This is a genomic window from Collinsella sp. AM43-1, assembly GCF_003467925.1.
Classification (GTDB): domain Bacteria; phylum Actinomycetota; class Coriobacteriia; order Coriobacteriales; family Coriobacteriaceae; genus Collinsella.
Genome location: NZ_QSFR01000014.1, coordinates 14,952 through 35,414, shown reverse-complemented (window position 1 = coordinate 35,414; position 20,463 = coordinate 14,952). Strand labels below are relative to the sequence as shown.

16 protein-coding genes are annotated in these 20,463 nt (G+C 61.9%); 13 read left to right on the top strand and 3 right to left on the bottom strand.

The window, feature by feature from the left end:
* Positions 1 to 751 precede the first annotated feature (751 nt).
* Positions 752 to 1,396, bottom strand: a complete 645-nt coding sequence (locus tag DW925_RS07575) for a response regulator transcription factor (protein WP_117630029.1) — start codon at positions 1,394 to 1,396, stop codon at positions 752 to 754.
* On the bottom strand, positions 1,393 to 2,538 hold the full coding sequence (locus DW925_RS07570; RefSeq protein ID WP_158551696.1) for a sensor histidine kinase: 1,146 nt from the start codon (positions 2,536 to 2,538) through the stop codon (positions 1,393 to 1,395). The genes DW925_RS07575 and DW925_RS07570 overlap by 4 nt, the downstream gene beginning before the upstream one ends.
* 211 nt (positions 2,539 to 2,749) lie before the next feature.
* Here DW925_RS07570 and DW925_RS07565 point away from each other — a divergent pair, with 211 nt between their 5' ends.
* From DW925_RS07565 to DW925_RS07540, 6 genes are all read left to right on the top strand, one after another.
* On the top strand, positions 2,750 to 3,688 hold the full coding sequence (locus DW925_RS07565; RefSeq protein ID WP_117630027.1) for an ABC transporter ATP-binding protein: 939 nt from the start codon (positions 2,750 to 2,752) through the stop codon (positions 3,686 to 3,688).
* Between the two features lie 9 nt (positions 3,689 to 3,697).
* Positions 3,698 to 4,885 (top strand): ABC transporter permease, encoded by a 1,188-nt coding sequence (locus tag DW925_RS07560; protein WP_117790724.1) that lies wholly within the window; start codon positions 3,698 to 3,700, stop codon positions 4,883 to 4,885.
* Positions 4,872 to 6,077, top strand: a complete 1,206-nt coding sequence (locus tag DW925_RS07555; protein ID WP_117630025.1) for an ABC transporter permease — start codon at positions 4,872 to 4,874, stop codon at positions 6,075 to 6,077. The genes DW925_RS07560 and DW925_RS07555 overlap by 14 nt, the downstream gene beginning before the upstream one ends.
* Before the next feature lie 319 nt (positions 6,078 to 6,396).
* Positions 6,397 to 7,110: an ABC transporter ATP-binding protein gene (locus DW925_RS07550; protein WP_117630024.1), complete on the top strand. Its 714-nt coding sequence runs from the start codon at positions 6,397 to 6,399 to the stop codon at positions 7,108 to 7,110.
* An 8-nt stretch (positions 7,111 to 7,118) separates the two neighbouring features.
* The gene (locus DW925_RS07545) at positions 7,119 to 9,785 is read left to right on the top strand and encodes an ABC transporter permease (RefSeq protein ID WP_117790723.1); all 2,667 of its coding nucleotides are present in this window, start codon (positions 7,119 to 7,121) and stop codon (positions 9,783 to 9,785) included.
* 201 nt (positions 9,786 to 9,986) lie between these two features.
* Positions 9,987 to 11,192 carry a DUF362 domain-containing protein gene (locus tag DW925_RS07540; protein WP_117716176.1) on the top strand — a complete coding sequence of 402 codons (1,206 nt, stop codon included), beginning with the start codon at positions 9,987 to 9,989 and terminating at the stop codon, positions 11,190 to 11,192.
* A gap of 131 nt (positions 11,193 to 11,323) precedes the next feature.
* Here the strand turns inward: DW925_RS07540 and DW925_RS07535 are convergent, their stop codons facing one another.
* Positions 11,324 to 12,289: an alpha/beta hydrolase gene (locus tag DW925_RS07535; protein ID WP_117630021.1), complete on the bottom strand. Its 966-nt coding sequence runs from the start codon at positions 12,287 to 12,289 to the stop codon at positions 11,324 to 11,326.
* A gap of 186 nt (positions 12,290 to 12,475) precedes the next feature.
* Between DW925_RS07535 and DW925_RS07530 the strand changes: the two genes are divergently transcribed.
* From DW925_RS07530 to DW925_RS07500, 7 genes are all read left to right on the top strand, one after another.
* Entirely contained in the window at positions 12,476 to 13,159 is a 684-nt protein-coding gene (locus tag DW925_RS07530) for a hemolysin III family protein (RefSeq protein ID WP_197032173.1), read from the top strand.
* Positions 13,160 to 13,269: 110 nt separating this feature from the next.
* Positions 13,270 to 14,643, top strand: a complete 1,374-nt coding sequence (locus tag DW925_RS07525) for a hemolysin family protein (RefSeq protein ID WP_117716175.1) — start codon at positions 13,270 to 13,272, stop codon at positions 14,641 to 14,643.
* A gap of 24 nt (positions 14,644 to 14,667) precedes the next feature.
* Positions 14,668 to 15,501 carry a hypothetical protein gene (locus DW925_RS10270; protein WP_233504106.1) on the top strand — a complete coding sequence of 278 codons (834 nt, stop codon included), beginning with the start codon at positions 14,668 to 14,670 and terminating at the stop codon, positions 15,499 to 15,501.
* Between the two features lie 136 nt (positions 15,502 to 15,637).
* A complete protein-coding gene (locus DW925_RS07515) occupies positions 15,638 to 16,027 on the top strand; it encodes a YtxH domain-containing protein (RefSeq protein ID WP_117716231.1) in 390 nt (129 codons plus the stop codon).
* Entirely contained in the window at positions 16,027 to 16,782 is a 756-nt protein-coding gene (locus DW925_RS07510) for a PRC-barrel domain containing protein (RefSeq protein WP_117716174.1), read from the top strand. Before DW925_RS07515 ends, DW925_RS07510 begins: the two co-directional genes overlap by 1 nt.
* Before the next feature lie 72 nt (positions 16,783 to 16,854).
* Positions 16,855 to 18,261: a polysaccharide deacetylase family protein gene (locus DW925_RS07505; protein ID WP_233502315.1), complete on the top strand. Its 1,407-nt coding sequence runs from the start codon at positions 16,855 to 16,857 to the stop codon at positions 18,259 to 18,261.
* A gap of 328 nt (positions 18,262 to 18,589) precedes the next feature.
* Complete coding sequence (locus DW925_RS07500; protein ID WP_117716173.1) at positions 18,590 to 20,434, top strand: magnesium transporter; 1,845 nt, start codon at positions 18,590 to 18,592, stop codon at positions 20,432 to 20,434.
* Positions 20,435 to 20,463 lie beyond the last annotated feature (29 nt).

Below are 20,463 nucleotides of genomic sequence, written 5' to 3'. Positions count from 1 at the left end.
GGCAAAAATGCCCCGCGGGCCCCGCGCGTGAGCGCGCGGTTGTGCCGCTGCGAACAAAACTATGCCGGATTACGGGACTGGATAGCGAACCTCCGACCATACAGAAAATCGCAAAAACAAACCCGCAGGTAGATAGCCTGTTGTTTTTCAAAAATAGGGGGTATGGATGAGGGCTCCGACTTTAGCTCCGTAATCCGGCGTAGTTTTGGAATGGCAGCATATCCGTAACAGCCCTTTAACTCCCGTGGACGGAGGAAAACGGACTATTTTGGCCTCGCGAGGGCTATCGCGTGACTCGTCTGCCACGAAATGGGCCCATCTACTACGTTTAGGCGGCAGCCCTCGACCACGGCAAGCAATGCGAAATGAAAACCGCAGGTAGAACGCCTGCGATTTTTCATGAATAGCGGTTATGGTCGGGGGTATCGAGTCAAACGTAGTAGATGGGCCCATTTCGTGGCGAGCGCCGTCAGCCGATCTCCGCGGGCGGAAGAAAGCAGATCATTTTGGTCCCGCGAGCCTTGCGGAGGCGCTCGTGCAGGGCCGACCGAACAAAACTATGCCGGTTTACTACGACGAATTCGACATTCCCGACCATGACTGCATTTTTCTAAATATCGCAAGCGTTCTACCTGCGGTTTTGCAAGCGCTCAATTTGCCGTGATCGAAGGTGGGCGATTCATCGTAGTAAACCGACATAGTTTTGAAATGGCATTAAATCGGTAACAGCCATTTTACTCTGCCGGGGCGGTCAATCTTCGGGCAACTGCCCTCGCAGGTAGGCGATGGCGATCTGCGTACGGTTGCGCAGGTCCATTTTGGCCAGGATCGAGCTGATGTGGTTGCGCACGGTGCCTTCGCCCATGTAGGCTGTGGCGGCGATCTCCCTGTTGTCGAGACCGCGGGCGATGAGCTCGGCGACTTCGAACTCGCGGTCGGTCAGACCGGCAAAGGCCGCGGGCCGGCGGGTCGCACCGGCTTCAGCGTCCGCCCCATCAAAGTCGACATCCTCGATCGCCTTACCCTCGAGCACGCGTTTACCGTCCATGACCTGCGCCAACGCCGGTGGAATGGCGGAGACATCGGTTTTGATCAGATAGCCGCGGGCGCCCAGTTTAAGCGCCGACACAATGTACTCGTCATCCGAGAATGTCGTCAGAAACACCACGCGCGCCGCAGGGTCGCGCTCAAGGATCTCGCGTGCCGCCGAAAGTCCGTCGCGCCCCGGCATCTGAATGTCGAGCAGCGCGATGTCGGGCGTGTGCTCAGCGTAGAGCGCGACCGCGTCGTCGCCATTGGCGCCGGTACCCACCACCTCGATCTGCGGCTGGGCGCCTAGGATAATCTTGAGTGAATCGACTACCAAGTGGTCGTCATCGACAACTATGAGCCTCATCGGTCCTCATCTCCTTGCTGTTTGGGAACGGTGGCAAACACGCGCCAGCCGCCGGCGCCGGCGCGCGGACCGGCGGTGAAGGTGCCGCCAAGCGCCTCGATGCGCTCGCGCATGGAGACGAGCCCCATGCCCTCCGCGGCGCCACGGCCGATTGCTTGGACCCCGCCCACGCCATCGTCGGTAACGATGAGCTGGTAAAACGACGGATGCTCCATGCATCGTGCGGTGACGGTCTGGGCGCAAGCGTGGCGCATGGTGTTGGAGAGCGCCTCGCGCAGGACCGCCGCAAAGCAGTTGGCGACGTTGGCGGGCGCATGCTCGGCCAAAACTTCAAGCTCAATCTGTGGGCCGCTGTCCGAGCGTACGCCTTCAACGATGCGCTCGAGCTGCACGGAGAGGTTGGTTGCATTGTCGTTGAGCGCGTGGACGCTGGCGCGCACGAGCTGGAGCGCCTCGTCAACCGTGCGTTTGACATCGGCGAAATCGGCGGCGACGCCGGGCTCGTTGGCGTGGACCACGCGCAAGGCTTCGGTTTGGAGCGAAGCGCGCGTGAGCTGGTGGCCCACGTTATCGTGGATCTCGCGCGCGATGCGGGCGCGTTCGGCGAGCGTTGCGAGCTCGACTTCGTAGTCCTGGCGGTCGGCGAGGTCGCGGTTGCGTGCCTCGAGTACCAGGGCGCGTTCTTGCAGCTTGTCGCGGGTGCGACGCATGCGATCCTGTTCGCGCTCCAGCTGCGCGGTGCGCAGCGACAGCAACGTGGCAGCGATCGAAAGGATGGCGGTTAGCAACAGCGTTCGGGTGGTGAGCACGCCGCCACGAAGGTCCGCGACAAGCGCGCAGACAAACACGGCGCCAATCGCCAGCGCGGGCCAGATGCGTTCACGGCGCACGCGTCGCGCGATGTCATAGAAGGCAAGGGGTGCGAACGGCATAAATGGCGGCACGAAGACGGCAGCGATGATGTAAGCGTAGCTCGCGGCCTCGCTCGCGCGATGGGCGTGTTCTTCTCGTGCGACTTCCGACGCCGAGGTGGCCATAACGCCAAGGCAAAACGCCACAACCAGACGAGCGTCCACGGCAAGACCCATGGCGGCCGCAATACAGCACGCCAGCACAATCGATTTGTCGAAAAGCCTGTTCATACGGGTATTGTACGCGATGCTGCGCGCGGGGGAGGCGCCGCCCGGGGCAACCGTGACATTCCTCCCGCGCGGCAAAGCGGCGTCGATCGCTCGCGCGAGCGGGGGTTTCGCCTCTGCCCCCTCGCACTCGTGACAAAGCTCACTGGTGCGCGCCGTCCTCTCCTGCGATGATGCAATCGTACCGGGCCACGACCAACAGAAGGGCCGCCTCATGACAGATATCGTCCACGTCGAAAACCTCGTCAAGCGCTACGACGATCTTATCGCGCTCGACCACTTTAACCTGAGTATTGCCCCTGGCGAGATCTTTGGCCTGCTGGGCCCCAACGGCTCGGGCAAGACCACGTCCATCAACTGCATCCTGCAGCTGCTCGCTTACGACAAGGGCACCATCGAGCTGTTCGGCGAGCCCATGACGCCCACCCGCTACGACCTTAAGCGTCGCGTCGGCGTGGTGCCACAGCAGGTGGCGGTGTTTGACGAGCTCACCGTGCGCGAAAACATCGACTATTTCTGCAGCCTCTACGTCAACGACCGCAAGCGCCGCCGCGCGCTGGTGGACGAGGCGATCGACTTTGTCGGCTTGGGCGACTTTACCAAGTTTCGCCCCGGAAAGCTCTCGGGCGGCTTGGCACGCCGTCTCAACATTGCCTGCGGCATCGCGCACAAGCCCGAGCTCATCTTCTTTGACGAGCCCACAGTGGCAGTCGATCCGCAGAGCCGCAACGCCATTCTGGAGGGCATCTGCCGCCTGCGCGACGAGGGCGCCACGGTGGTGTATACCAGCCATTACATGGAGGAGGTCGAGCAGATCTGCAGCCGCATCATGATCATGGACGGCGGCCGCGTGCTGGCGCAGGGCACCAACGACGAGCTCAAGCGCATGATTCAGATGGGCGAGCGCGTGACCGTCGAGGTCGGCGCCGTCGAGCCCGCCACGGTCGAGCGGCTGCGCGCTCTGGAGCACGTGCTTTCGGTTGAGCTGTCCGGCGGCGAGCTCATCTGCACCTGCGAGGCGAGCCCACATAATCTGGTCGACATCCTTGACACGCTGCGCGCCGCCGACGTGGCACTCGGTCGCGTGTGGAGCGAGCCGCCGACCCTCAACGACGTGTTCCTCGAGATCACCGGCCGCGAGCTACGCGACTAGGGGGCAGCCATGATCAACACCATCATTATCACGGTCAAGACGCTGCTGCGCCGGCCGAGCACATGGGTCTGGGGCGCGCTCTTTCCCATTGCGCTTTCCACGATGTTCATGTTTATGTTTGCGAACCTCAGCTCCGACGGCAAGGTCGATCCGGTGCCGGTAGCCGTTGTCGCCGACGAGGCCTGGGACGCTTCGACCTTTAAGGACGTGGCGACGTCGCTTGCCAAGGAGGGCGACGACCAGCTGCTTAAGATCCACGAGTGCGACGACGCGGCCGAGGCGAACCATGCGCTCAAGTCCGGCGAGGTTGCGGGCGTCTACACGGTCGACGACGCGGGCGCGCCCAAGCTTACGTTGCTTTCGAGCTACGATAGCTCGCGCGCCAGTACGGTGCTCACCGACCGCAGCATCCTGGAGACGGTGGCGAGCTCGTATACGCAAAATGCCGAGCTCATGCGCCAGATTGCCCAGGACAACCCGGCGGCGCTCGCCGACCCGGAGGCGGTTGCGCGCGCCCTGTCGCTTAAGGGCGGCACTCGCCGCGTGAGCCTTACGCGCACCACGCCCGACGGTACGACCATCTACTATTACGCGCTCTTTGGCCTGGTCGCGATGATGTCTTCCGAGTTTGCGGCCCTGGCCGTCGTCGATCTGCAGCCCAATCTGTCCGGCCTCGGCGCGCGCCGCTGCGTGGGCGGCGTCTCCAAGACGGCGTCGCTGGCCGGCATTTTTGTCGGCTCGTGGCTGGTCTCATTTGCCTCGATGGCGATCGCGATCGGCTACGTGCGCCTGGTGGTCGGCATCGACTTTGGCGGGCGCGAGGGGCTGTGCCTGGCGGGCGGCACCGCATCTGCGCTTGCTGCCACGGGCCTGGGGCTTTTTGTGGGGACGCTTCCCGTTAAGGGCGGCAAGGCGTCCAAATCGGGCATCCTCACGGGCTTTGCCACCACGTGCGCCCTGTTCGCCGGACTCTACGGCGAGCCGGCGATGGCGCTTGCCGACGATGTTGCCCGCGCCTGTCCGGCCGAGTGCTGGCTCAACCCCGTCAAGCTCATCTGCGATATGTTCAACCGCCTGTATTTCTTTGAGGATCTGGGTCCCTTTGTCGTTCGCGCCGGTGCGCTTGTCCTCATGGCCCTGGTGTTTGTCGCCGCCGCTACGCTGATCTTTGGAAGGAGCCGCTATGAGCACCTTTAAGACCGCGCTTCGCATGGCGCTCGCGCACCCGTTCTACCTGCTCATCTACACGGTGTTCATTTCACTCATGGGCGTGTTCATTGCGGCCTCGGTCAGCTGGAACTCGTCGCAGCTGACCGAGTACAAGCCCTACGACGCCAACGTGATTGTGGTCGACCGCGACGGCAGCGATCTTTCGCGTGCGCTTACCAGGCACCTGGGTTCGCGCTTTGACCTGGTCACGGGCGTCGGCGACGACACGTACGACCTTGCGGACGCGCTCTCCAAGAGCAACAGCGCCAAGGGCAGCGCCGACTGCGTGTTCTTTATCCCGGAGGGGTTTGAGGACGATCTTGTTGCGGCCGCCCGTGCGGGGGAGGACTTGCCCAAGCTCGATGTGACCTACGGTTCCGGCACCATGGCGGCGGCGCTTTCGTCTGCCGAGGTTTCGCGGTGGATCTCGCTCGCGGGCGCTGCGGCGGTGCTTGAGCCTGCTGCCTCCGGGGCCAGTGTCGCCAAGACCGCCGAGCACGCCGCCGCAAAGCGCGCGGAGGTCCAGATCGAGCAGGTCAAGGTTGACTCGACTGCCGCAGCCACGCTCGAGTCGTACTTCAACTTTGGCGCGTACGCGATCATCTCATCGGTCATCGTTTCGGTGGGACTGGTGTTTTCGGGTATGAACGAGCCCGAGCGCGTGCGCCGCATGGAGGCCGGCCCGGTCTCCGAGCGCCAGCGTTCGCTTGCTGTGTTCGCGGCTGCCGCGGTGCTTACCGTCTGCATCTGGTTCGTGTCGAGCATGGTGGGTGTCGTGGGCTTTGCCGGCGCGGTCGCCGAGGTCGGTGTGGGTCGCGTGTGCCTGGCGCTGGCGGCGACGCTTGCCCTGGCGTGCACGCCGCTGGCCGTTGGCTTTACCCTGTCGAGCTTGGGCGCGCGCGAGGAGCTGATCAACGGCGTGGGCAACTTACTCGGCATGCTCATGACGTTTTTGGGCGGCGCCTGGATGCCGCTGTCGCTCATGGGCTCGGCCGTGCAGACGGTGGCGCACTTTGTGCCGACGTTTTGGGTGAACGACGCGATCGGCAAGGCGCTTGCCTCGGATCTAACGGCCACCGTGTTGGGCGACATCGCCTGCGACCTGGGCGTCACGGTGCTCTTCGCCGCCGCCATCGCCGCCGTAGGCCTGGCCCTCACCCGCGCCAAATCCCACGCCTAGCTACCTGGTCATCGGGGACGTTCTTAAACGGCTAGTCATCGGAGGCAGTCTTTGTCGATTCGCCGGCCCGCCGGTCGTGCCGGCAAGGACTGTCCCAATATGTCGGCACTTGGGGACGTTCCTTTCCTGCCGGCACTTGGGGACAGTCCCGGCATTCATTGGGGACAGACTTAAATGAGTGGTTTCAGTCATTTAAGTCTGTCCCCAATGAGTACCCAATGACTGGTTTGGAAAAAATCGCGCCTGTCGCTTAAAAATAGTTCGCCTGGGTTTACTATTACCCTAGAAAAGTAGCAGAAGGCTAACAACGGGGGATAGCATGTCGACAAAGCAAGCCTATGTCCAGGTCAGCGGGCTCAGGAAACACTACGGCGACGGTGATGCGCGCCTGACGGTACTCGATGGCATCGACACGTCCATCAACCGCGGCGAGATCTGCGTCATGCTGGGGCCCTCGGGCTCGGGCAAGTCGACCTTTCTCAACCTGATCGGCGGCCTGGAGGATGCCGACGGTGGCTCCATCATGGTGGACGGCTGCGCCCTCACGGTGCTCAAACCTACCGATCTGGGCGAGTATCGCCGCCGTGAGCTGGGTTTTGTCTTCCAGTTCTACAACCTAGTGCCCGATCTCACCATCAAGGAGAACATCGAGGTCACGGCGCACCTGTCCAAAAACCCGCTCAATGTCGACGACCTGCTGCGTTCGCTGGGCCTCTACGAGCACCGCAACAAGTTCCCGCGCCAGGTCTCGGGCGGCCAACAGCAGCGTTGCGCCATCGGCCGCGCACTCGTCAAAAACCCGGGCCTGCTGCTGTGCGACGAGCCCACCGGCGCGCTTGACTACAAGACATCCAAGGAAATCTTGCAGCTCATGGAGGATGTTAACCGCACCTACGGCTGCACCATCATCATCGTCACCCACAACGCCGCCATCGCCCGCATGGCCAACCGCGTGCTGCGCCTGCGCGACGGCCGCATCGTCGAGGATGGGCTCAACGAGTCGCCCGTTGCGGCCGCCGAGCTCGATTGGTAGGCGATGCCATGACACCTCTCGCAAAGCGACTCCCGCGCGAGCTGCGCCGCAATATCGGCAAGTACCTGGGCATCTTTTTGCTTATGTGCGGGAGCATCGCTCTCACCTCGGGCTTTTTGCTCGCGGCGCATTCCATCGGTTGCCTTATCGACGACATGCGCGATGCGTACACGATTGAGGACGGCCGCGTGACCACCTCCTTCGAGGCTACCGACGACCAGCTCAAGGCAGCCGAGGATGCAGCCGACGACGTCGGCGGCGTCACGCTCTACAAGAATTTCTCCATCGACGCCATCATCAAAAAGACCGCCGGCGACGACGGCACCAAGCGCACGTTGCGCACCTATGCGCACCGCACCAAGGTCGATATCGCGTCCTACTGCGAAGGCAAGCAGCCCAAGACGGACGATGAGGTGGCTATCGACCGAGTTTTTGCCACCAACAACGACCTTGTCGTGGGCGATAAGGTTGAGCTTGAGGGCCGCACCTACACCATCTGCGGCATCATGACCCAGCCCGATAGCCAGGCGCTGTTCCTCAACAATTCGGACTTTACGGTGAACACCATCACCTATGGTGTGGCCGAGGTCACCGACGCCGGCTTTGCCGCGCTCGAGGATGCCGGTGGTGCACCTGCCTACACCTACTCCTTTGCTTTTACCGATCGCGACCTCCCCACCGCGGATCGCATCGATGCGGAGCAGGATATGGTCGAGGCGCTGACCGATGCCGATGCGCGCGTGGACGATCTGATCGACGCCGATTCCAACCAGGGTATTGGCTACGCGCGCGACGACGTAGACGGCGACTCCATGATGTGGATGACGCTGCTCAACATTATCATCGTGATCATGGCGTTCGTCTTTGTGGTCCTTACCGACGCCACCATCGAGGAGGAGAGCGCCATCATTGGCACGCTGCTCGCCAGCGGCTATCGCCGCCGCGAGATCGTGCTGCACTACCTGGCACTTCCCGCCATCGTGGGCGTGGTCGCGGCGCTTTTGGGCACCGCGCTCGGCGTCGCGTTCTTTACCGAGCCCATGCGCGGCCTCTATTACGGTTCGTACAGCCTGCCTCCCTTCCAGGTGTACTGGAGCTGGGAGATTTTTGTGAAGTGCGCCGTGGTTCCCGCTGCCGCGCTCATCCTCATCACGCTGGTGGGCCTGCTTCGCAAGATGGGCAAGACGCCGTTGCAGTTCCTTCGTCACGAGGCGAGCGGCAAATCGGGCACCAAGCGCGGCCTGCAGCTGCCGGAGCGCATGGGCTTTGTCTCGCGCTTTCGCCTGCGCATCTTCCTGCGCAACCTGGGCAACTTCGCCACGCTCTTCGTGGGCATTGCGTTTGCCTCGCTGCTGCTGCTCTTTGGCCTGGCGATCCTGCCCACGATGACGCACTATGCGGACAACCTGGAGACAAGCCTGGTCGCCGAGCACCAGTACACGCTCAAGGCTCCGCTAGAGCTTGAGGGTACTGCCGAGGAGCGCGGGCAGTGGGCGGCGCTCGAGCGCTTGCAGTCGATTGACGGCGCGCTGCTCTCCGCCGCCCAGGATGCCGATGACGAGCTTGACGACGCGGCCGATGCGGCGCAGACGGCAGCCGATGCCGCGACCGCGTCTCCGTCTGCCGAGAGCCTGGCCGCGGCGCAGGACGCGCTCGCCAAGGTCCAGGACAAGAAAGATGCGCTTTATGCGCGCCTCGATGACCTTGCCGATGCCCTCGGCTGCGACCGCGATGAGGCCATCGACCTGATCGACAAGGCCTCTAAGATCGACACCGACAACGACGACATTCACCCGATCAACACGACCGACAACGGCGCGGGCGCAATCGCGCAGGCCGAGAAATATGCCGTTTACCAGCTGCAATACGACCGCGGCGAGGGAAACGGCACAGAGGCCATCTCTGTCTACGGCATTTCATCTCATTCGCGCTATTGGAAAGACCTCAACGTCGGCGACGGGCGCGTCGTCTTTGGCGGCGGTCTGCTCGATAAGTTTGGCTGGAGCGAGGGCCAGAAGGTCGAGCTTCGCGACAAGTACGAGGCTCGGGATTATTCTCTTGAGTACGCGGGTAAGGACTGCATCTGGGGTTCAAAGTCGGACATGAATATCTATATGAGCATCGATGACTTTAACGAGCTGTTCGGCAACGACGCCGCCTACTTTAACGGCTATGTGAGCGACGAGAAGCTCGACCTCGATGCTCGTTACTTTGCCGGTGACACCACGCCCGACGACATGCGCGCCGTGGGTGACCAGTTCATCGGCATGATGAGCAAAATGATCGGCATGATGGTCGGGCTCGCGGTGTTTATCTTCCTGCTGTTTATGTACCTGCTGACCAAGGCGGTGATCGACCACAGCGCCCGTTCGATCAGCTACATGAAAGTCTTTGGCTATCGCGATAGCGAGATCTCGCATCTGTACATCCGCTCGATCACGCTGTGCGTGGCGGCGTCGCTCGTGCTGAGCCTGCCGGTCATTATTGGCTCGCTCACGGCCATCTTCCGCTCGATGCTGCTCGCCTACAACGGCAATATCGAGATCTACGTGCCCGCTTGGTCCATGGCTGCATGCATCGGCATCGGCTTTGCGACCTACCTGGTCGTGGCGCTGCTGCACACGCGCTCTATCAAGCGCGTCAGCCTGGCCGAAGCCCTCAAGGTGCAGGAGTAGTCATTGGGGACGTTCTTAAACGACTAGTCGTTGGGGACAGTCTTTGCCGGATCGCCGGCTCGCTGGCCGGGCGGCAAGCACTCATTTAAGTCTGTCCCCAATGAGTGCCTAGCGACTCGGCGTTGCGCTTGACTTCAACCCCACTTCAACGGGTACCATCCTCTATGTCTGTAACGCCATATAGACCGAGGGGATAGATCTATGACCGCAACCGCACCCGCAGCACCGGCAAAGGTGTACTTCACCAACCTGCGCACGCATGCTCGCGAGAGCCAGCTCGACAAACTCAAACGCCTCATTCGCCGCGCCGGCATTGAGCAGATCGACTTCGAGAACAAGTTCGTCGCTATCAAGATTCACTTTGGCGAGCTGGGTAACCTGAGCTTTCTGCGCCCAAACTACGCCCGCGCCGTCGCAGACGTCGTGAAGGAGCTGGGCGGCAAACCCTTCCTCACCGACTGCAACACGCTCTATGTGGGCAGCCGCAAAAACGCGCTCGAGCACATCGACACCGCCTACCAGAACGGCTTTACCCCGTATGCCACGGGTTGCCAGATCATCATCGCCGACGGCCTCAAGGGCACCGACGAGGCGCTCGTTCCGGTCGAGGGCGGCGAGTACGTGCGCGAGGCAAAGATCGGCCAGGCACTCATGGACGCCGACATCGTGATTAGCCTCACCCACTTTAAGGGCCATGAGCAGGCCGGCTTTGGCGGCGCCATGAAGAACCTGGGTATGGGCGGCGGTAGCCGTGCCGGCAAGATGGAGCAGCACGCCGCTGGCAAGCCGAGCGTCGATACCACCAACTGCGTTGGCTGCCGTGCCTGCGAGAAGATATGCGCGCACAGCGCCATCACGTTTGACGGTACGCGTGAGCGCGAGCTTGCCAACGGCAGCGCTCGCACGGTTCATGTGGCTGCCATCGACCACGATCGCTGCGTGGGCTGCGGACGCTGCATTGCGGCGTGCAACCAGGACTGCATCAAGCCCGACTATGATGCCGCGGCCGACGTACTCAACTACAAGATCGCTGAGTACACCAAGGCCATCGTCGACGGCCGCCCGAGCTTCCACATCTCGCTCGCCATGGACATCAGCCCCAACTGCGACTGCCATCCCGAGAATGACACGCCCATCGTCAACGACATCGGCATGTTCGCGAGCTTCGACCCGGTCGCCATCGACCAGGCCTGCGCCGACGCCGTCCTGGCGTCCGAGCCGCTGCCTAACACCGAGCTTACCGACAGCGCGGCCAAGATGGAGCATAATCACGAGCATCTGGAGGGCGAGCAGGCCAAGGATCCCTTCTGCATCACGCATCCCGACACCGACTGGCGCGCGTGCATCGCGCATGCCGAGAAGATCGGCCTGGGCACGAGCGAGTACGAGCTCATCGAGGTCAAATAGCGCCTAGCTATTGGACATATCAAGCGCTTTTGTAGCGCAACGTTAGTAAAAACCGCCCGTGAGCACAGCGCCCACGGGCGGCTTTTTGGAAGTGCTAGGGGCCAGATAGACCAGTAAACCGTACTATTTGCTTAAAAATTCTTGTCGAGGAACTCGTCGACCGTATTCCAGTAGAGCTCGGGGTCAACTTGCGCGCTCTTGGCGTGGGTGGCGCCATGGATGGTGAGCTTTTGCTTGACCTTGCTGGCGCACACGTCGTAGTTTTGGTCGAGCATGTCGTACGGCACAAAGGTGTCCTGGTCGCCGTGGATGAACAACATGGGAACCGTCGCGTGTTTGAGTTGCTCCACACTGCTCGCCTTATGAAAGTCGTAGCCCGCGCGCACGTTGCACACCAAGTTTGCTACATCGAGCAAGGGAAAACTGGGCAGGCCAAATACATCCTTGAGCTGCAGGGAAAACTCGTCCCAAACGCTTGTATAGCCGCAGTCCTCGATAATGCATTTCACATTTGCGGGCAGAGATTCCCCCGCTACGTTCATGGCAGTCGCCGCGCCCATCGACTCGCCAAAGACCAGGATGCGCGCCTTGGGATCGGCCGCAACAATCCGCCCGATCCACGCGACGACATCGAGTCGCTCGGGCCAGCCCATGCCGATGTAGTCACCGCCGGAACGCTCGTGGGCGCGGGCGGCGGGTGCGAGTACGTTCATGCCGCGGTCGTGGAATCGCTTGACGTATCGGGCCATACCGATGGGCTCGTTGGTATATCCATGCAGGCAGACGGCGTAGTCGTGCGTGCTCTCCGACGCAGCAAAATACCAGGCGGCAAGCTCGGTCCCGTCATCTGCGGTGAGGCTGCTGCTCTCGCGATTCTCTTTAAACCACGCCCGCGCCTCGGTTCCCTCGGCATCCGGCTGCTCACTTTCTTTGCCGTCCTTGCCGTCCTGCATCATCTTCATGGTGTATGGCGCGCGGGGATTCAGCGCGAAGTCAAACAGAAAGTTGCCGGCAAATCCGAGCAGCGCAATGACAACCACCAGCGCAACGACGCCGGCTATCTTGAGCTTTCGATGGGAACGTGCGTTTTGAGACATAAGAAGCTTTCCTATAAGATGTTAATACATCAACATTTAATGCAAGCGCATTATGGACGTTCACCGTTGATGCGTCAACAGGCAAAGAATGGGTAAACAAAGGGTCACGTATGGTGCAAATTTCGCACGCACCCAGACGCTTTGATATAGTGTTGAGAACTCTTTACGTTGGAGGATGTAACCGGCATGTCCGATTCGAGCGACAGTTCCAAGCCGCGACCCAAGGCCGCGGCCGTTCCGCACTACACGGTGGGCGAGGAGATTATGAACTCCGTCACCCATGGTGTCGGCTGCTTGCTGGGTATTGCGGGTCTGGTGCTCCTGATCGTATTCGCTGCACTGCGCGGCGGTGGCCCGGCCCACATGGCCGCGGCAATTGTCTATGGCGTCAGCATCATCCTCGAATACCTAGCCTCCACGCTCTACCATGCGATTCAACCCGCGCGCGCCAAGCGCGTGTTTCGCATCATCGACCACAGCTGCATCTACCTGCTCATAGCCGGCAGCTATACGCCGTTTTGCCTCATCACGCTCGCAAACGACGGCGGCGCTGCGCTGTTCTTCGCCGTATGGGCCATCGCCATTATCGGCATCGCCCTCGAGTGCTTTATGCGCGAGCGCCAGCCGCACTGGGTAAGCGGCCTGGTCTACCTGCTGATGGGCTGGCTCGTTGTCTTTAAGCTGCCCGAGCTCGTGTCGCTGCTCAACCCCGTGGCACTTGCCCTGCTCGCTGTCGGCGGCGTGTGCTATACCGTGGGCGTGCCGTTCTACATCGCCAAAAACGTGCGCTATCTGCATAGTGTGTTTCACCTGTGGGTGCTCGCCGGCAGCATCTTCCAGTTCATGGCGGTGATTCTCTTCGTAATTTAGCGACCACGCCTGCGCGCCCGCGTCCTCGTTTGGGCGCCGGTGCAATTGCCGTATCCGTCATCAACGTTTTGACCTGACGTCCCGAATCTTGGAGGTTCGAGAAACTCCCGATGGACATAACCATCTCCCTTATCACTACCCTCGTTTTGACCCTCATCAACGGCTACTTCTCTATGTCCGAGATGGCGCTCACCACGGCCAAGCGCGCCGTGCTGGAGCATGAGGCCGAGGAAGGCGACAAGCGCGCCGAGCGTGCCATTAAGTTGGCTGCCGACTCCGACCAGCTGCTCGCCACCATCCAGGTCGCCATCACGCTCGTGGGCTTCGCCTCGTCCGCCGTTGCCTCGACGAGCCTGTCCGACCCGCTCGCCACGTGGCTCATGAGCTTTGGCATCGCGCCGCTCTCCGCCATCGCGCGCGGCCTGGCGCCGGTCATCATCACCGTCGCCGTCGCCTTTGTGTCCATCGTGATCGGCGAGCTCGTGCCCAAGCGCATCGGCCTTGCTAACGCCGAGGGCGTATCCAAGCAGGTCGTGGGACCGCTCTCCGTATTCCAAAAGATCGCCCGTCCGCTCGTGTGGCTGACTGGCGCTTGCTCCGATGGCCTGGCCCGCATCTTGCGTATCAAGAGTGCCGACGACCGTCAGAACGTCTCGGAGGAAGAGATCAAGTACATGGTCTCGGAGCAGGACGACCTGCTCGACGAGGAAAAGCGCATGATCCACGAGATCTTCGACCTGGGCGACACCGTTGCCCGCGAGGTCATGGTGCCGCGCGTGGACACCACCATGTGCGAGGACGACGAGACGGTCGCCGACGTGTTGTCCACCATGCGCCAGACCGGCTTCAGCCGCATCCCCGTCTATCACGAGGACCCCGACAACGTCGCGGGCATCGCGCACATCAAGGACCTGATCCAGCCCGCGCTCGATGGCAAGGGCGACCAGCCCATCGCCGGCTTTTTGCGCGACGCCACCTTTGTGCCCGACACCAAGGACATCCTGCCGCTGCTGTCCGAGATGCAGACCTCGCACGACCAGATCGTGGTCGTCGTGGATGAGTACGGCGGCACGGCCGGCATCATCACCATCGAGGACATCGTCGAGGAGATCGTGGGCGAGATCGAGGACGAGTTCGACCCCGACAACAAGTACCTCACGCGCCTTTCGCGCCGCGAGTGGCTCGTCGATGGGCGTTTTTCGTGCGATGACGCGATTGAGCTTGGTTGGCCGCTCGAGGAAAGCGATGATTATGAGACCATCGCCGGCTGGATTTTGGAGCTTTGCGACTCGGTGCCCGACATCGGAGAGGTGTTTGAGGTCGCGGGGTACAAGTTTAAAGTGCAGTCGATGCGTGGCCAGCGCATCTCGCTCATTCGCGTGATCGCTCCGGCCGAAACCGATAAGAAGGATTCCGAGTCTTCGGCAGAGAAGCCGGCGGCGTCGGGTGCGGGCTCTGTGGATCCGCACGATGGCGACGAGTAGGACAAGGAAGAGTAGGGGAGAGTTATGGCAGGCCTGTTCAACATCCTTAAGGTCACCGTCAGCGAGGACAAGATCTGTGCGCATGTGCTGGTGAACCCCGGCATGCCGCTCATGACCTCGGAGGACATCGAGGCCACGGCGCGCGTGTACTACCTGGTACCGGCGATTGCCAAGCACCTGTGCCTGGGCGATTCCGGCCGCGAGTTCCAGGACTGCATGGGTCAGACCGAGCTCTGCCACCTGCTGGAGCACGTGACGGTCGAGCTCATGAACGAGACCGGTCTTGCCGGTAGCATCTCGTGCGGCCGCACGCGCGTAAGCGAGCATGACGAGCGTGTCTTTGAGGTCGAGCTTTCGTGTCCCGACGACGCACTGGCCATCGGTGCGCTGTCGTCGGCCACCTTTATGATGGACTGGGCGTACCTGCACGCCGACCAGCCTGCCCCCGACGTGGAAGGCACGGTCGCGGGCCTGCGCAACCTGGTGCTGGGCATGCGCGCCGAGGCCGAGGGCAAGGATCCTCACGAGGCCGTCGCTGCTGCGAACGGCGAAGATGCTGCCGAGGACGAGGGCGCTGACGAGGGCGATGTGCCGGTCGACGCCGAGCCCGTTGCCGATGCGACCGCCGAGCCCGTTCCCACCGAGCCCCAGGGCGTCCCCAACTTTGACGACGAGCCCCAGGTGGCGATTGATACCGAGGGCGCGGTTGCCGAGAACCACGAGGCCTCCGCTGCCGTCTTTGGCGGTGCGGCGACGGTTCCGGCAGGACCTGCGCATGAGGGCGGCCTGCCACTCGTGGACGGCGCCGGCGAGGACCCGGGTGCCACGGTGGCCATGCCGGCTATGCCTCAGGAGTAGGCCTACGCGTTTATCACCATCACGTACCTGCGCCTTTGCCGTACGCAGATGAGCGGAGCGGCAAGTGATGCGCTGCGGGTATAATGGACAGCATTCAAACGGTGGGCACCGACGTGCCCGCAGGAGAGGAATGATCATGGGTAAGACTTTCAGCTTTGTCTCCGGCGCACTTTTTGGTGCCGCTGCCGGCGCTATTATCGGTGTTGCTCTGGCCCCGCGCTCGGGCGCCGAGACCCGCGCCATGGCTGCCGATATCGCCAACGACGCCTGGGACAATATGCGCGACACCTACGAGCACAGCGCCGAGGAGGCCCGTGCTGCGGTGAATGACTTTGGCCCGATGGTCGACGCCAAGACCGACGACCTGCGCGCCAAGGTCGACCTGGCCCGCGAGCGCATGGACCAGCTGCGCGAGCAGCTCAACGACGCCATTTCGGGTGGCAACGTGACGCCTGCCGCCGACGTCATGGTCGAGAACGCCGTCGAGGCTGATGCCGAGGCTGCGGAGCCCTCGACCGAGGCATAATGCGCGCCGGGGATTTTGTCGGCGCCAAGATCTATCGCAAGCCTGCCGAGGACAAGCGCACCAAAAAGGACGGCACGCCGCGCAGCCCTAAAAAGCTCGGAAAGATTCACTTTCCGGTCTTTACCCCGGGCGGTACGCGCGTGGTCGGCTTTATGGTCCGCCAGTCCGATATCGCGGGCATGATCGAGCGTCCCGACCGATTCGTAGCGCTCGACGCCATTGGTGTCTACGAGGGCGCCATCGCGGTTGACGACGTCAAGGGCACCTACGATACCGCTGCGGCCAAGCGCCTCGACATCAACCTGGACGATTGCATCATCTGGGTCGGTATGGACGTGCGCACGGAATCGGGCGACGTCGTGGGCTATTGCTCGGACGTTGAGTTCAAGCCGCGCTCGGGCATCGTGCAGGCATTCTATGTGACCGCCGGCGCTGCTTCGAGTGTTTTGGTTGGTGACACGCAGGTGCCGCCGACGATGCTGCGCGGCTACGAGAACGGCGCGATGGTCGTCTCGGACGAGGTCAAGTCGCTCGGGTATTCGGGCGGTGCGGCTGCCAAGGCCGCCGAGGCCAGCGTCGTGGTGGGCGACAAGGTCAAAAAGGGCGCCAAGGTGCTCGATGACAAGGGATCGGTCGCCGTGGACAAGGGCAGCCGCGCACTGGGCAAGCAGCTCGGCAAGACGCGCGGTATGTTCAAGGCCTTTAAGGACGAATACCAAAAGGCGAGCGGAGGCTCGTCAAAAGCTACAAAATAGCGACGTACCAAATGATGGGAGGCAAGCCGGAGACCTGTTGCTCCGGCTTGCTGTGTTTATGGGGGAGGGCACATGCGCCAAAACGGATCCAACTTAAACGGGCGTTCGGGTGCGCGTCCGACGGCGCGCCGCGACCTGGGGCAGCTGCCCAGCGGTCAGCGCCGCCGTCACCGTAAGCCCGGCGCGATGTATCTCAACCATAGCCGCGGCTTTAGCGATCGCAGCGCGCGCATCGGCAACAGCCGCACACCCCGTCGTTCGTCTCGCCTGCCCTACGCGCTCATCGCCGTGGGTTGCGCGCTCGTGCTGTTTATCGCTGCCGTCGTGGGCTACGTCAACCGCAGTGTGGACGTGGAGCTCAACGGCCAGAAGACAGCGGTGCGTGTGGGCTCTACGCTGCAGAATCTCATCGACGACCAGGAGTTGACTGACACCTACGACGCAGGCGACCTGCTGGCCGTCGATGACAGCGTGCTCAAGCGCCATGGGGGCGAAAAGCTGTCGGTGAAGGTCGACGGCAAGCGCGTGAAGCAGGGCAAATGGGATAGCCGCGAACTTGAGGGCGGCGAGAAGGTGACGGTCAAGGATGGCCGTAACACCTACGAGAAGCACGAGGTTCAGGCTACGGTTATCGAGCCCAAGCTCAAGGTCGAGGGTACGGGCGCTATCGAGTATGTGCAGACGTGGGGTGTCCAGGGCCGCTCCGAGGTGTGGGTCGGCGAGCAATCGGGCAAGACACAGGACCGCGGCGAGGTCGTGCCCGCCACCGATTGCGTCGTTGCGTGCGCCAGCGTGGCGCCCAAGGGCAACAAAAAGTACGTGGCGCTGACGTTTGACGAGGGTCCGAGCAGCGCTACCAAGCAGATCTTGCAGGTACTCAAGGAAAAGGGCGTCACCGCGACGTTCTTCCTGTCGGGCGATGCGGCCGAGGCATCGCCTGCCACGGCCAAGGCGATTGTCGATGCCGGGTGCGAGATCGGATCCAACAGCTACAGCGACGATTCGCTCAAGGGTCAGGACCGTGAGGCGGTACGCGAACAGATCACGAAAGGCACCGATGCGATTAAGTCGGCGACCGGCGTGAAGACGATGCTGCTGCGTGCTCCCTACGCTGCCTTTGACGAGCAAAACTGGATTGATGCGATGGACCTGGTCTCCGCCGTGGTCTCGTGGAATATTGACTCGGGCGACTGGCTGCTCAACGGTGCCGACGAGCAGGTCTCGACGGTGCTCGATTCGGTGACGCCGGGCAATATCGTGCTGCTCACCGATAGAGACGAATGCGCCGAGCAGACGCTCGAGGCGCTGCCGCAGATTATCGACGGCCTCATTGCCGACGGCTACAAGATCGTGACGCTCAGCGACCTGGTCAAGACGGACGCGTCGCTGAGCAAAAAGCTCACCTCGCTGACGAAGGTCACCATGCCCAAGGATGCCGTGTTCCCCCAACTTGCCGAGGACAACGACACCACAGAGTAGTTATTGGGTAGTCATTTAAGAACGTCCCCAATGACTATGTCACGGATGCGTCAGCGTTTGGTATGCCTGCAATGTGCAGCGCATAAATTCGATGCCGCAGGGCGATGCTGATGCTATAGTTACTGCGGTTAATGAGGGTCAAGAGAAAGGTTACAGGTGAAATCCAAACCTCGACCATACAGTCGATGACCCCATGCAGGTGCTTTTTGCGCATGCACGGGGTGTAAGCGTCGAGCGGCGTGCCGCCCGCGCATGCGTATACATATCCAGAAGCCCCCGGACGCCGCACGCGCGGCCGCGTCCGGAGGAATAATGATGGGGAGCACCATTGAATTATCTGAGTGAGATGCTCAAATTGCCAGTCTTGGACGTCGACGGCGAAAAGCTCGGCGTGGTCAACGATTTTGGCATTGCAACCGGCGAAGTTTTTCCGCACGTGACGTCGCTCGCGTTCCGCGGCCCCGGCAAGACGCCGTTTATGATCAGCTGGCGCAAATGGGTCGACCGTATCGACGAGACAGGTGTACACCTTAAGACGTCGGCCACCGAAATCCGTTTTTCGTACCTGCAGCCGACCGAGCTCTTGCTCGCACGCGACGTGCTCAACAAGCAGATCGTCGACACGCAGGGCATGAAGGTCGTGCGCGTAAACGACATCAAGTTTTCCATGTCGGGCGAAAACCAGCTGCGCCTGCTGGGCGCCGAGGTCGGTGCCCGCGGTCTGCTACGCGCCATCAGCCCCGCGCTCGAGCATATCGTCGAAGGCTTTATGAAGCACCTGGGCAAGCCGCTCAGTGAGGACATCATCGCTTGGTCCTACATGGACCTGCTCGACCGCTCGACCAAGAACATTCAACTCTCGGTGTCGCACAAGACGCTCGGCGAGCTGCACCCTGCCGACATCGCCGACATTATCGAGCAGCTCGACCCGCGCCTACGTGCGCAGGTGTTTGCGCAGCTCGATACTGCCCAGGCCGCCGAGGCCATCTCGGAGTTCGATGACGACGAGCTCATGACCGAGATGCTCGAGGGCCTGTCCGACACGGACGCATCGTCGATGCTGGCCATGATGGACCCGGATGACGCTGCCGACCTGATCGACGAGCTCGATTACGAGAAGGCCGAGAAGCTCCTGCGCCTGATGGGCGTCAAGGAGGAGAAGGCGATTCGTAATCTGCTGGGGTATGAGGACAACACCGCCGGCCGCATCATGACCTCGGAGTTTGTCTCCCTGCCCGCCACGGCAACGGTCGGTGACGCCATCGAGGCGATTCGCGAGCTCGACGAGGACTTCGAGAGCGTCTACTACGTCTATACCGAGGATCCGAGCGGCATGCTGACCGGCGTGCTTTCGCTGCGCACGCTGATCGTAGCCGACCGCGACGCTACGCTGGGTCAGCTGGCCTATCGCGACCTGGTCTATGTGTCGCCCGACGAGGACCAGGAAGACGTGACGGATGAGATGACCAAGTATGACCTGGTAGCTATCCCCGTCTGTGACGAGAACCGCCACATCCTGGGTATCGTGACCTTCGACGACGCCATGGACGTTATAGCCGAGGAGCATCAGGAGGACCTGCAGATCGCCGGTGTCGGCTCGGGCGATAGCGCATCGGACGACTCGACGAACGTGCTCAGCTGGTTCGTACATCGCCAGTACTGGGTTGTTGTATGGGGCGTCGCGTCGTGCATCATGGCGACCGTGCTGGGAACGGCGCTCGGCTCCGCGCATCTGGTGGTGTTCCCCATGTGCGCCATGCCGCTCGTGCTGCTGGCGGCCTCGCGCATGGTGTCGTTCGTCAAGAACTACTTCCTGGAGTATGACGGTCACGACGACGAACCCAAGCCGTATCTGGGGTTCTTCTTCCAGAGCACGGGTATGGGCCTGATTCTGTCACTCGTGACCTACCTGTGCGCCCAGCTGGTGCGCACCGCTGCGTTCCCCGATGCGTCCATGTTTGAGGAGCAACTCTTTACCGGGTGCTTTAACATCGCGGCCATCGTCTGTCTGATTGGCAACATGAGCGCCGTGATTTACCTGATGGTGCTGTTCTGGCGTGACGAGCACGACCTCAATACGTCGGGCACCGCCATGAACGTTATTGCCGTCATGATCTCGTGCGTAGCGTACTGTGCCGCTGCGGTGCTGCTCACCATGTCGGTCATGGGTTAGGTGGTCGCGTGCAAAATACCAAGCAAAAG

Coding starts and splice junctions, on each gene's coding strand:
- DW925_RS07525 (WP_117716175.1), top strand. CDS start 13,270: ATGGACATAACCATCTCCCTTATCACTACCCTCGTTTTGACCCTCATC.
- DW925_RS07505 (WP_233502315.1), top strand. CDS start 16,855: ATGCGCCAAAACGGATCCAACTTAAACGGGCGTTCGGGTGCGCGTCCG.
- DW925_RS07555 (WP_117630025.1), top strand. CDS start 4,872: ATGAGCACCTTTAAGACCGCGCTTCGCATGGCGCTCGCGCACCCGTTC.
- DW925_RS07565 (WP_117630027.1), top strand. CDS start 2,750: ATGACAGATATCGTCCACGTCGAAAACCTCGTCAAGCGCTACGACGAT.
- DW925_RS07540 (WP_117716176.1), top strand. CDS start 9,987: ATGACCGCAACCGCACCCGCAGCACCGGCAAAGGTGTACTTCACCAAC.
- DW925_RS07510 (WP_117716174.1), top strand. CDS start 16,027: ATGCGCGCCGGGGATTTTGTCGGCGCCAAGATCTATCGCAAGCCTGCC.
- DW925_RS07550 (WP_117630024.1), top strand. CDS start 6,397: ATGTCGACAAAGCAAGCCTATGTCCAGGTCAGCGGGCTCAGGAAACAC.
- DW925_RS07575 (WP_117630029.1), bottom strand. CDS start 1,396: ATGAGGCTCATAGTTGTCGATGACGACCACTTGGTAGTCGATTCACTC.
- DW925_RS10270 (WP_233504106.1), top strand. CDS start 14,668: ATGGCAGGCCTGTTCAACATCCTTAAGGTCACCGTCAGCGAGGACAAG.
- DW925_RS07515 (WP_117716231.1), top strand. CDS start 15,638: ATGGGTAAGACTTTCAGCTTTGTCTCCGGCGCACTTTTTGGTGCCGCT.
- DW925_RS07560 (WP_117790724.1), top strand. CDS start 3,698: ATGATCAACACCATCATTATCACGGTCAAGACGCTGCTGCGCCGGCCG.
- DW925_RS07570 (WP_158551696.1), bottom strand. CDS start 2,538: ATGAACAGGCTTTTCGACAAATCGATTGTGCTGGCGTGCTGTATTGCG.
- DW925_RS07530 (WP_197032173.1), top strand. CDS start 12,476: ATGTCCGATTCGAGCGACAGTTCCAAGCCGCGACCCAAGGCCGCGGCC.
- DW925_RS07535 (WP_117630021.1), bottom strand. CDS start 12,289: ATGTCTCAAAACGCACGTTCCCATCGAAAGCTCAAGATAGCCGGCGTC.
- DW925_RS07545 (WP_117790723.1), top strand. CDS start 7,119: ATGACACCTCTCGCAAAGCGACTCCCGCGCGAGCTGCGCCGCAATATC.